This is a genomic window from Actinomyces provencensis (assembly GCF_900155435.1).
In the GTDB taxonomy this organism is placed as follows: domain Bacteria; phylum Actinomycetota; class Actinomycetes; order Actinomycetales; family Actinomycetaceae; genus Pauljensenia; species Pauljensenia provencensis.
This window is the reverse complement of record NZ_LT700212.1, coordinates 2076185-2087386: the sequence shown is the minus strand read 5'-3', so window position 1 is coordinate 2087386 and position 11202 is coordinate 2076185. Positions and strand designations below refer to the sequence as shown.

Here is an 11202-nt window from a genome sequence, read left to right as displayed (position 1 = left end):
CCCGCCAGCAACTGGGTGAGGACGGGGATGCCCTCCACGCGCACGGCCAGCTCCCCGGACACGCCGCTGCCGTCCGCCGGGCCGTCCCCACCGTCCCCCGTCGTTGTGGCGCCGGGAGCCGTGCCCCCGGAGGTGTCGCTACCGGGGGCGGGGGCCGAGGCCACCACGCCCGGGGTGGCGGCGAGGGAGTCCTCGATGCCGCTCTCCAGGAAGTGGTCCGTCGTGCGGTCCGCCACGACCAGCAGGAGCACCACGACGACCAGGGCGAGGAGGAGCCGGCGCAGGGTCCTCACAGTGGGCTCCTCACAAGCGGTCCAGGGTGTCGGGGTGGCTGCCGGTGCGTCCGGACTCGCCCTCGTCCAGTGCATCGATGCGGGCGACCTGCGCCGGCGTGAGCCGGACGTCGAGGACCCCCAGGTTCTCCTGCTGACGCGCCGGTGTCACGGACTTGGGGAAGATGACGTCACCGCGCTGCATCGCCCAGGCCAGCGCCACCTGGGAGGCGGTGGCACCGACCTCCTCGCCGATGGCGGTGAGCACCGGGTCCGTTGCCGCCCGGCCACGTGCCAGTGGGGACCACGCCTCCGTGACGATGCCGTGTTCGTCGTCGAAGTCGTGGACGGTGCGGTTGGGCAGGAACGGGTGGGCCTCCACCTGGTTGACCATCGGGACCACGTCGGCGTGCTCCAGGATCGGCTCCAGGTGGTGGGGCTCGAAGTTCGAGACCCCGATGGCGCGGGCACGACCGTCCTCCAGGAACTCCTCCAGCACCTTCCACGTCGTGACGACGTCGCCGCCGTAGTGCATGGGGAGTGGCCAGTGGATGAGGAAGAGGTCCACGTGGTCGGTGCGCAGGTCGCGCAGGGTGCGGGCGAAGGACTCGCGCGCCACGTCGGGTTCGTGGTTGGGGTTGTCGAGCTTGGAGGTGAGGAACACTTCCTCCCGCTCCAGCCCGGAGTCGGTCCACGCCTGCCCGACCTCGGCCTCGTTGTGGTACATCTGCGCGGTGTCGATGTGCCGGTACCCCAGGCGCAGGGCGCTGAGGACCACGTCGACGACGTCGGAGGTGACCTTGTAGGTGCCGAACCCCAGCTGGGGGATGGCGATGCCGCTGGCCAGGGGGACTGCGGGGATGTCGACGACGTGGAGCTCGGGTGAGTCGGGCATGGGTGGGCCTTCCGTGTGTGGTGCCACCAGCCTAGGGCGGGGTGGGCCGTGCCGGCCCGTCAGGGGCTCGCGGGGCCCTCCGGCGTCCGTCGTCAGTGGCCCGTGGCGCGGGGCCGGTGGTCCCGCGCCCGTGTGCTCCCCGGACCCGTGGCCGACTCCCGTCGTCCCGGGGTGGGGGCGACTGACAGTGCCCACACGACCGTGAGCGGGTCCGAAGACTGGTCGGCTCCGACCTCCTGCGCGGATGGGGGAGCACCCGTCACGGGGAACGGCCAGCTCGCCCGCATCGTCTGTCGACGAGAGCGCCCCCGACCGGAACGCGCCCCGCGGTGGTCACCGCAGGGCGCGTTGGGGGCGTGTCGACGTGCCAGGAGTCCTAGTGATCGGTGCCCGTGCCGGTGCCGGAGCTGTCCTCCTGCTCGGGAGCGGCGGGGAGCTCGGGGGCCGGAGCCTCGACATCGGTCTCCTCACCGTCGGGACCGGCGAACTGGGCTTGGTACAGGCGGGCGTAGGCACCCCCGCGGGCCAGCAGTTCCTCGTGCCGACCGGTCTCGACGACGTCGCCCTCCTCCATCACCATGATGAGGTCCGCGTCGCGGATCGTGGAGAGTCGGTGGGCGATGACGAAGGCAGTTCGTCCGCGACGCAGCTGGTCCATGGCCTTCTGGACGAGGACCTCGGTGCGGGTGTCCACCGAGCTGGTCGCCTCGTCCAGGATCAGCAGGTCCGGATGGGCGATGAAGGCGCGGGCGATCGTCAGCAACTGTCGCTCGCCCGCGGACACGGTGTCGCCCTCGTCGCTGATGGGGGTGTCGTACCCCTGCGGCAGCTGGCGGATCAGGCGGTCGGAGGCCGTGGCGCGGGCGGCCTCGACGACCTCCTCGTGCGTGGCGCCCTCGCGGCCGAAGGCGATGTTGTCACCGATCGAGCCCTCGAAGAGCCACGTGTCCTGCAGGACCATGCCCGTGTGCGAGCGCAGGGTGTCCTTGTCCAGGTCGCGGATGTCGACCCCGTCGATGCTGATCGAGCCCGAGTCGAGCTCGTAGAAACGCATGAGCAGGTTGACCAGGGTCGTCTTGCCCGCGCCGGTCGGCCCGATGATCGCGACCATCTGCCCGGGTTCCACGTCCAGGGAGAGGTCCTTGATGACCTCCGTCCCCGGGTTGTAGCCGAAGCGGACGTGGTCGAAGACGATGCGTCCGTGGACCTCCTCCTCCGCAGGTGACTCGGCCTCGCCGCGGGCGGCGGCGAAGGTGGTCGCGCCGGTGTCGGGCTCCATCTCCTCCGCGTCGAGGAAGTCGAAGATTCGCTCGGCCGAGGCCACACCGGACTGGAGGGAGTTCGCCATGGAGGCCAACTGACCCAGTGGCTGCGTGAACTGGCGTGAGTACTGGATGAAGGCCTGGACCTGCCCCAGGGACATCGAACCACCGGCCACCATGATCCCGCCGCCGACTGCCACGATCACGTAGGAGGCATTGGAGATCATGCCCATGAGGGGCATGACGAGGTTGGAGATGAACTGTGCCTTGAAGGATGAGTGGTACAGGGCCTCGTTCGACTCGTTGAACTCGTCGGTGAAGCGGTCCTCGAGGCCGTACAGGACGACGACCTCGTGACCGGTCATGGCCTCCTCGACGACTCCGGAGACCTGCCCGGTGGACTTCCACTGCTCGCGGAACTGCGGCTGGGCGCGCTTCATCAGCTGGACGGCGAGGAATGCACCCAGCGGGACGACCGCCATGGCCACCAGCGTGAGCTTCCAGGACATGACCAGCATCATGGCGAGGATGCCGATGATGGTGAGGATCGACTGGAAGAACTGCGACAGCGTCTGGTTCATGACCTGGGTGGCGTTGTCGACGTCGTTGGAGACGCGCGACATGAGGTCACCGCGGCTGTTGCGGTCCAGGTAGCTCAGCGGCAGGCGCTCGATCTTGTCCTGGACCTGGGTGCGCATGCGGTAGCCGGTGTTCTGGACCACGACGCGCAGGAACAGTCCGGAGACGTACATGAGGACCGCTGCGGCGATGTAGATGGCCACCACGACCAGCAACACGTGCGCCAGCTCCGTGAAGTCGATGCCCTGGCCCGGGGTGACGTCCATGCCCTGGAGCATCTGGGCCAGCTTCTCATTGCCCTGCTGGCGCAGGGCCGCCACTGCGGCCTCCTTGGAGGGGGCCTGGGCGATCATCGTCCCGACGACCCCGTTGAAGATCAGGTCCGTGCCGTGTCCGAGCACGCGGGGGGCGGCCACGGAGGCCACCACTCCCGCTGCGGAGGCGATGAGTGCGAGGGTGAGGAGGAGCCACTCGGGCCTCAGCTCGCCCAGGAGGCGACGCAGGTTGGGGCCGAAGTTCTCCGAGCGCTGCCCCGGGGCGACACCCCTGCCGCCGCGTGGTCCGGGTCCGTGGCTCATGCTGCCTCCTCCTCGCTCATCTGGGACGCGACGATCTCGCGGTAGGTCGGGCAGGACTCCATGAGTTCGCCGTGCGTGCCCCGGCCGACGACCTGGCCGTCCTCGAGGACGACGATGACCTCCGCGTGGCGGATCGTGGCGACCCGCTGGGCGACGATCAGGACGGCTGCACCCTCGACGTAGTCCGGCAGTGCCAGTCGGAGCCGGGCGTCGGTGGCGTAGTCGAGGGCGGAGAAGGAGTCGTCGAAGACGTAGAGGTCCGCGCGCCGGTAGAGCGCGCGGGCGATGGAGAGGCGCTGACGCTGCCCGCCGGAGAAGTTGGTGCCGCCGGGCTCGACCCGGGAGTCGATCCCTTGGTCCGTGCGGGTGACGAACTCGGTGGCCTGGGCACCCCGCAGCGCCCACTCGACGCGCTCGCGCTGGGCGGCGTCGGGGGAGGGAACACCGGAGACAGTCTCGGCGATGGTGCCGGAGAAGAGGTAGGCGTGCTGGGGGACCATGGCGATGCGCCCCCGCAGCTCGCCCAGGTCGAGCTGGTCGACGGGCACCCCGGAGGCCTCGATGGTCCCCGAGGTCGGGTCCATCAGGCGCGGCAGCAGGTTCACCAGGGTGGTCTTGCCCGAGGCCGTGGCCCCGATGACCGCTGTGGTGGTACCCGGGGTGAGGGCGAGGTCGATGCCCGAGAGCACCGGCTCCTCCGCGCCGGGGTACTGCAGGGTGACGTCGCGCAGGGCGAAGGTCCAGCGTCCCTGCGGGGCGGGGACGGGGGAGGCGATGTCGGCGACGGAGGGCGTGTGGTCGAGGACCTCGTGGATGCGGCCTGCGGAGACATTGGCGCGCGGCACCATGATGAACATCATCGCCGCCATCATGACGCCCTGGAAGATCAGTCCCAGGTAGTTGATGAAGGCGAAGAGCGCGCCGATCTGCATGTCACCGGAGTCGATGAGGTGCCCACCGAACCAGAGCACCGCCACCGTCGACAGCGAGATCACCACGGTGACCGCAGGGAACATCAGCGCGAAGAGCGTGCCGATCTTCAGGGCGACGGCACGCAGGTCACGGTTCGCGTCCGCGTAGCGTTGGCGCACGAAGCGCTGGCGGACGAAGGCGCGGATGACGCGGATGCCGGTGAGCTCCTCGCGCAGGACGGTGTTCATGTGGTCGATGCGGGTCTGCTGGACGGAGAAGAGCGGCGACAACCGCATCATGATCAGGCCGACCACGACGGCCAGGACCGGGACGAGGACCAGCAGCAGCCGGGACAGGGACACGTCCTGGCGCAGCGCCATGACGACCCCACCGACACCCATGATCGGGGCCTGGATCATGATGACGAAGGTCATCAGGGTGACCATCTGGACCTGCTGGACGTCATTGGTCGAGCGGGTGATGAGGGAGGGCGCACCGAAGGTGTGCACGTCCTGGGCGGAGAAGTCCTGGGCGTGGGTGAAGATGCGGTGGCGCAGCCAGGCGCCGAGCCCCATGGAGATGCGCGCCCCCAGGAAGACGGCGAAGCCCGTGGCGATCGCCTGGGCGAGGGTGACGGCCATCATCACGCCACCCATGCGCCAGATGAAGGCGGTGTCACCCAGGGCGACGCCCTCGTCGATGATGCGGGCATTGAGATCGGGGAGGTACAGGGCCGCGACCGTTGCCAGCGTCTGGAGTGCGACGGTGGCGATGACCTCGCCGAGGCGCGTGCGCAGGTAGGTCCATGCAAGTCTGAAGAGCACAGGTGGTCCGTTCGGATGGAGCCGGTCGGACGCCCGTCCGGCCCGGGGCAGGGGCGGGGGTGTCCTCCGGGGGTGGGATACGGAGTGCGGTGCCGGGAGTTGCGGCGCCGGCACCGTCGAGACGGGTACATGCTAGATCCGCGCGGCCCGGGGCGCTCTGCACCACTTGGCGGTTGAGCAGGACCTCACAGGTGGGGGGCACTCCCCTCCTAGACTGGCGCCATGGAACCACCGGAGTCGCCGCGCACCAGGGGCAGTGCCTTCTCCCGCGACGAGGTGGAGGCGGGCTTCTGGTGCGTGCTGGGGTCCGCGCGGGATGTCCCGCCGCTCCGACCCATCGACGAGGGCGTGGCCACCGAGCTCGTGGCGCTCCTGGAACCAACTCTCTCGGGGCACGGCCTCGACCTCGCCGGGCAGGAGCGGGTCGCGGCACTGGTCGTGGCGACCAGGTCCTGGGCCCGTGGTGCAGGGGGCGCGGGCAGGATCTCCGCCGCCGAGTTCGAGCGCGCACGCCGCGACCTCCTCACCGGGTGGGGTGCGGGGACCTCGAAGGGCGCGCTGGTGTGGCCGCCCACCTCGCGCACGGTCGCCGTCCGGCTGGGCGGAGGCAGCTGGAACGACGCACTCTCCTCACTGGGGGTGGCGACATCCGCGCGGGGACGGGAACGGGGCGGGACACGGTTCACCGGTGACACCCAGGTCGCCTCGGTCGCGCGTTTCCTCCAGGAGACGGAGGCAGCCGGCGGGTCGGCCTCCTTCGCCGCCTACACGGACTGGGCGCGGGAGCGGCGCGGCGCCGGGGAGTCAGTCCCGGCACCGGCCACGGTCCGGCAGCACTTCGGGTCCTGGTCGGCGGCGGTGGCAGCGGCCCGGGACGGTGTCCGGGACCAGGGCTGACACCGGGCCCCGGCCCGACGGTCCGCCCTGCTCCGGGGAGGTCGGGCCGCGACGGAGGAGTCCGTCCGACCGGGAGCCCGCAGCGCCCGGCGTCCGGCGTCCGGGGACGGCGTGGCGCGAGCCGCAGGACCGGTGCCGTGCCCTCAGCCGTGCTCGCGGGAGTCGCGTCCGCGGAGACGGTCCAACTCGCGGCGCTCCCGCTTGGAGGGTCTGCCCGCGCCACGGTCCCGCACGGCGAAGCCGCCCACGGGGCGGGGGTGCTCGGGGGAGTGGTCCGCGTAGCACTGCCGTGCCACCGGTGCCCCCACCCGCTTGACCAGCAGGGCGCGGACCTCCAGGATCCGGTCGAACCCCTCGACGCGCAGCCGGACCTCGTCGCCGACGCGGACCTTCTGCGAGGCCTTGGCCGTCTCCCCGTTGATCCTCACGTGTCCCGCACGCGCGGCCGAGGTCGCCTGGGAACGTGACCTGGTCTGGCGGGTCGCCCACAGCCACACGTCCACGCGCACCTCGGATCCCGCTGCGAGCGCACCCGGGGGTGGGGCCACGGGTGTCCCCGGCACGGTCCCCGAGTCCGGCTCGGGCACAGCACCGTCGGCGGTCGTCCCCGGGCAGGTGGTCATGGCGGCATCCTAGACAGACCGCGGCCACCCTCCTCCCCCGAGGCACGCCTCTCCGGACCCTCGACGCACGCCTCTCTGGCAGTCCGAGGCACGCTCCGGACCCTTGGCGCAAGCTTCTGGACCACCCGGGCTGGTCATGTCCCGCGCTGCACCGGAACGCTCCCCCTTCGTGGCCGCACGCTCGCCCCGTGTCCTGGCTGCGCCCGCACCCGTGCCTTCAGGCACCCCGTCAGAGGGCCATCGTCAGCGCGGCGGCCCCGTCGCCGCGCGCGCCACTCTCCACGGCCACGTGCCCCAGTCCCTGCCACACGGCGATGCGGCGCAGCTCGGGGAGGACGGCGCGCGCCGTGCGCATCGGTGCCCGGGCGTGGGACGCCTCCAACCAGAAGCCCCGGACCAGGAGTTCTCCCCGGGACCGCTCGGCGCGGAGATCGATCCTGCCCACGATCTCGTCACCCACCAGGACCAACAGGTCGTAGTAGCCGAACTCCCGCTTGTCCGCGGGTGTGCAGATCCCGATGCGGTAGTGGACCCCGAAGAGCTCCTCGAGACGTGGCCGATGGGCGCCGAGGTGGTCGAAGGGGGACAGCAGCCGGACCCGGTCACGCCGCGTCGGTGTGGTCGGGGCACCCCTGTCGTCAGGTCCGGGCGTCGCGCCCTCGTCCACGTCCGTGGACACCCACCACGGGTTGGACGCAGCGCTCCGTGTCCCCGAGACCTCGACCCTGTGCGCCTCCCCGAGGGACTCCAGGCGCTCCAGCGCCCAGGCGGTGTGACCGCGCGAGAGGCGGAACCAGTCCGCCACGGTCGACGCGCGTGCGACACCGAGTCCGCGCAGGGCCACCCTGGTGAGTTCGAGGGTGGCCTCCTCCGGTGTCGGCACCGGCACACCCGACCAGTCCGCCCAGAGGATGCGGGGATCGGCCAGGAGGCGCTGGAAGGCAGCGGTGCGACCCACGCCGACGAGCTGGCGGGCGTGGAAGGCGTACAGCGCACAGGTCTCGAAGAGGTGGCGGCGCTCGCGGTCCGCGCCCGCGAACTCGTCGGCCACCTCCAACGCCGTGGCCGGCGCGGAGGCCAGGCGCGCCATGACGAGCGCGAGGTTGTCCTCCCAAGTGGGGTCCTGGAGGTGCCGGGTGCGTGATCCCCACGATCCCCGGCGGGGGAAGGCCGAGAGCAGCCGTGCGACGTCCGGTGTCACGGCGGCGGCCTCGTGCGCCCACTGCTCGACCACGTCCGGTGGGCCGGAGTGCGTGGGGGCGGTGAGGAGGTCCGGTGGCAGGGGCCCGAGGCGGGAGAAGAGGACCATGTCCTGTGCGCGCGCGAGCACGTTGACGGAGTCCAGTTGGACGTATCCCAGGCGTTGGACGAGGGCGAGGGCGCGTCGCCGGGCCTCGGCACGGCTGCGTGCACGCGGCGGACGGGGGACCCCCAGGCCCGCGGCGGACACCGCCAAGGACCTCGCGGTCGAACGTGTGTACGACATGCGGGAAGGCTAGCAGCCGGGGTGACCGTCCATGCGGTCCCTCACGGAGGTGGACGGCCCGTCTCCTCCGACCGCTGGCCTCAGGACCCTGCCAGGGTCCGTCGCAGCAGGTCCAGGACGGGCACGGAGCGGGACGGGCCCGTGGTGGTGACCGACTCCCGCCCACCCGTGGGTGGTTCGCCGGGGGTGGCGGGGCTGTCCCGCAGGGGTCCCGTCCTGTCGTCCGGGCCGCGACCCGTTCCCCCGTCCAGGGGCAGCGTGACCACGTCGTCGGGCCAGTCCCGTGTCCAGCCGGTGGGACGCGGCCACCACACGGGGCCGTCCACGCCGGCCCGCGCCAGTGCGAGGACGAGTTCCGGGCCATTCGGGTGACGGAAGGTGAGGCAGAAGTGCGCGTCCGGCGGCGAGAGCACCTCCAGTCCGAGCTCCTCCAGGGCTCGGGACAGGAGACGGCCCCGACTCCGGCGTGAGTCGACCAGTGCGTCCAGATCCAGGTCCGACAGGAGGCGGGAGGACTGCGGGGACATGGCCACGGGTCGGAGTTCGGCGTCCATGAGGTCCTCCGCAGTGTCGACGTCGCCGGCCAGCCAGGTGAGGGTCTCGGCCTCGTCGGTCGCGGTGCGGGTCAGGTCGGGGAGGAGGCTGCGGTCCAGGCCCGTCACGAAGGCCCCGTCGGGCAGACCGGTGAGTTTGCGGACGGAGGCCACCACGTGGTCGCCCCGGACGTGGGGGGCGTCGGGCCAGGTGTGCGTCGCATCGACGATGAGGGTGGCGCCCCGCTGACGGGCCCCGGAGAGGACCCCGGCCAGTGCCGACGAGGGCGCGGCGCCGAAGGTCTCGCAGTGGAGGACGGCCCACGCCGAGGGGTCCGGGCCGATCGTGCGGGCCAGGTCCGCAGGGTCCGCGAGGAGGTCGGGGCCGGTGCGGACGTGGGCCACGTGCATGCCCTCCAGCTGGAAGGGGGTGAGCATGGTCAGGCAGTGGTGGTCGGGGAGGACGACCTGGTGGACACCGCGTGCGCGGAGCTGGCGCGCGACCAGGCCCAGCGCGTGGCGACCCAGGGCGACGGGGAGTGAGTCGGGCGGGAACGCCCTGTCCGCGCCCTGCCGGGTGATGTCCACCGTGCCATTGTCCTCCAGGCGTCCGCCCCGTCCTCCCTGCCCGCACGCAGGTCTCCCGCACCCACCACCGTGACCGCCGGCGCGGGCAGGTCCGGGGCAGTGCGCCCTCGTCCCGGTCCCCGAAGGTCCCGCTGCCCGTGCACGGCCGGGGCTACCCTCGAGCGGAGGGCGCGGAGCCACGCCCGGGCACCGAGATCGAGGCACGAGGGAGCACCCACCATGACGAGACTGCTGGTCGTGCGGGCGCACCCGCTGGACGCGGGGACGTCGAGGACGATGCGGCTGACGGACGAGTTCGTGGCGGCCTACCGTGCGGCACACCCCGAGGACTCGGTCACCGACCTGCACCTCTACGAGGTCGCGATCCCCGAGATCGACCTCGACCTCCTCAACGGGTGGCACTCCCTGAGGTCAGGGACCCCCTTCGTGCACCTCGACCAGGTGGAGCAGGTGAAGATCACCCTCTTCAACCACTACACCGAGCAGTTCATGGAGTCCGACAAGGTCGTCATCGCCAATCCGCTGTGGAACCTGCAGGTGCCCACCCGCCTCAAGGCGTGGATCGACACGATCTCCGTGGCGGGGGTGACCTTCAAGTACAACGCCTCGGGCGAGGGCGTCGGCCTGGTCCGCGGCAAGCGGGCGCTCCACATCCAGACGGCCGGCGGTGTCTTCAACGGGCAGGACCCGGCCAGTGCGTACGTGAGCACCCTCTTCGCCTTCCTCGGCGTGGACGACTTCCACGAGGTCCATGCGGAGGGCATGGACCACGATCCTGCCAATGCCGACGAGATCATGGCCACAGCCTCCCGGCGCGTCGCGGAGCTGGCGCGGGAGTTCTGATTCCCTCGGGGGCCGGGTCGCCGCTGTCAGCCGGCGAACTCCTGGTACCCCAGACGCAGCAGGAGCGCGGAGACGACCACGATGAGCACCGCCCTCACGAAGCGACTGCCCAGACGCACTGCGGTGCGTGCCCCCAGGTAGCCCCCGAGCATGTTCGCGACCCCGATGAGGACACCGAGGCGCCATTCCACGGCCCCCAGGGGGACGAACCAGGCGAGTGCCCCGAGGTTGGTGGCGGCATTGACGATCTTCGCCGTGGCACTGGCCCGGAGAAAGGTGCAGCGTGTGAGGACGGCCAGTCCGAGCACCAGGAAGGAGCCCGTCCCCGGTCCCATCACCCCGTCGTAGAAGCCGACCAGCGCACCGAAGGGGACCGTGCGGAGCAGGAGGGTGCTGGCCGGCAGGGGCAGGGTGTCCTCCTCGTCGCTGCCGACACGGGGTCGTGCGACGGTGAAGACCAGGACCACCACCAGCGCCACCATGACGACGGGGGTGAACACTGAGGTCGGCAGGTGGCTGGCGACCACGGCACCGACCATGGAACCCAGGAAGGCCACACCGGCCACGGGCAGGGTCGTGCGCAGGTCGGGCCTGACCCGGCGGTAGTAGGTGGTGGCGCTGGTGAGCGTGCCCATGACCGATCCCAGCTTGTTGGTGGCCAGGGCGTGCACCGGGGCGAAACCGGGCACCAGCAGCAACGCGGGCAACTGGATCAGGCCGCCCCCGCCGACGACCGCGTCGACCCATCCGGCCAGCAGGGCCGCCAGGCACAGCAGGACGGGAGCCCACCAGGGGAGATCGGCGAGTCCTTCGAACACGGGTCCAAGTTAGGCGGTGCGCGGGTCGGGGGGCGGGTGCGTCCACCCGCGGGTCCACGAGGGCGTCCCGCCCGCGCCCGTGCCTCCCGGCG

Annotated in this window: 10 protein-coding genes; 2 read left to right on the top strand and 8 right to left on the bottom strand. The window is 71.5% G+C overall.

Annotated elements, in window-relative coordinates; all coding sequences use genetic code 11:
• The 4 genes from BQ9890_RS15895 to BQ9890_RS09215 form a co-directional block, all read right to left on the bottom strand.
• Nucleotides 1–293, bottom strand: a 293-nt coding sequence (locus BQ9890_RS15895; RefSeq protein ID WP_230297891.1) for a hypothetical protein, incomplete at its 3' end; no start/stop codon positions are given.
• A gap of 10 nt (nt 294–303) precedes the next feature.
• Nucleotides 304–1167 carry an aldo/keto reductase gene (locus BQ9890_RS09225; RefSeq protein ID WP_143226291.1) on the bottom strand — a complete coding sequence of 288 codons (864 nt, stop codon included), beginning with the start codon at nt 1165–1167 and terminating at the stop codon, nt 304–306.
• A 376-nt stretch (nt 1168–1543) separates the two neighbouring features.
• Nucleotides 1544–3586: an ABC transporter ATP-binding protein gene (locus BQ9890_RS09220; RefSeq protein ID WP_075891031.1), complete on the bottom strand. Its 2043-nt coding sequence runs from the start codon at nt 3584–3586 to the stop codon at nt 1544–1546.
• Nucleotides 3583–5322, bottom strand: coding sequence for an ABC transporter ATP-binding protein (locus BQ9890_RS09215; protein WP_075891029.1), 1740 nt, complete (start codon nt 5320–5322; stop codon nt 3583–3585). Before BQ9890_RS09215 ends, BQ9890_RS09220 begins: the two co-directional genes overlap by 4 nt.
• A 222-nt stretch (nt 5323–5544) precedes the next feature.
• Here BQ9890_RS09215 and BQ9890_RS09210 point away from each other — a divergent pair, with 222 nt between their 5' ends.
• A complete protein-coding gene (locus BQ9890_RS09210) occupies nt 5545–6219 on the top strand; it encodes an MDR/zinc-dependent alcohol dehydrogenase-like family protein (RefSeq protein ID WP_075891027.1) in 675 nt (224 codons plus the stop codon).
• 143 nt (nt 6220–6362) lie between these two features.
• Here BQ9890_RS09210 and BQ9890_RS09205 read toward each other — a convergent pair whose 3' ends face one another.
• The 3 genes from BQ9890_RS09205 to BQ9890_RS09195 all read right to left on the bottom strand — a co-directional run bounded on the left by BQ9890_RS09205 (nt 6363) and on the right by BQ9890_RS09195 (nt 9449).
• Nucleotides 6363–6842 carry an RNA-binding S4 domain-containing protein gene (locus BQ9890_RS09205; protein ID WP_078062348.1) on the bottom strand — a complete coding sequence of 160 codons (480 nt, stop codon included), beginning with the start codon at nt 6840–6842 and terminating at the stop codon, nt 6363–6365.
• 229 nt (nt 6843–7071) lie between these two features.
• Entirely contained in the window at nt 7072–8328 is a 1257-nt protein-coding gene (locus tag BQ9890_RS09200; RefSeq protein WP_075891025.1) for a DNA glycosylase AlkZ-like family protein, read from the bottom strand.
• An 80-nt stretch (nt 8329–8408) separates the two neighbouring features.
• Nucleotides 8409–9449, bottom strand: coding sequence for a hypothetical protein (locus BQ9890_RS09195; RefSeq protein ID WP_075891023.1), 1041 nt, complete (start codon nt 9447–9449; stop codon nt 8409–8411).
• 219 nt (nt 9450–9668) lie between these two features.
• Here BQ9890_RS09195 and BQ9890_RS09190 point away from each other — a divergent pair, with 219 nt between their 5' ends.
• Complete coding sequence (locus BQ9890_RS09190) at nt 9669–10292, top strand: FMN-dependent NADH-azoreductase (protein WP_075891021.1); 624 nt, start codon at nt 9669–9671, stop codon at nt 10290–10292.
• A gap of 26 nt (nt 10293–10318) precedes the next feature.
• Here BQ9890_RS09190 and BQ9890_RS09185 read toward each other — a convergent pair whose 3' ends face one another.
• Complete coding sequence (locus BQ9890_RS09185; protein ID WP_075891019.1) at nt 10319–11110, bottom strand: sulfite exporter TauE/SafE family protein; 792 nt, start codon at nt 11108–11110, stop codon at nt 10319–10321.
• Nucleotides 11111–11202 lie beyond the last annotated feature (92 nt).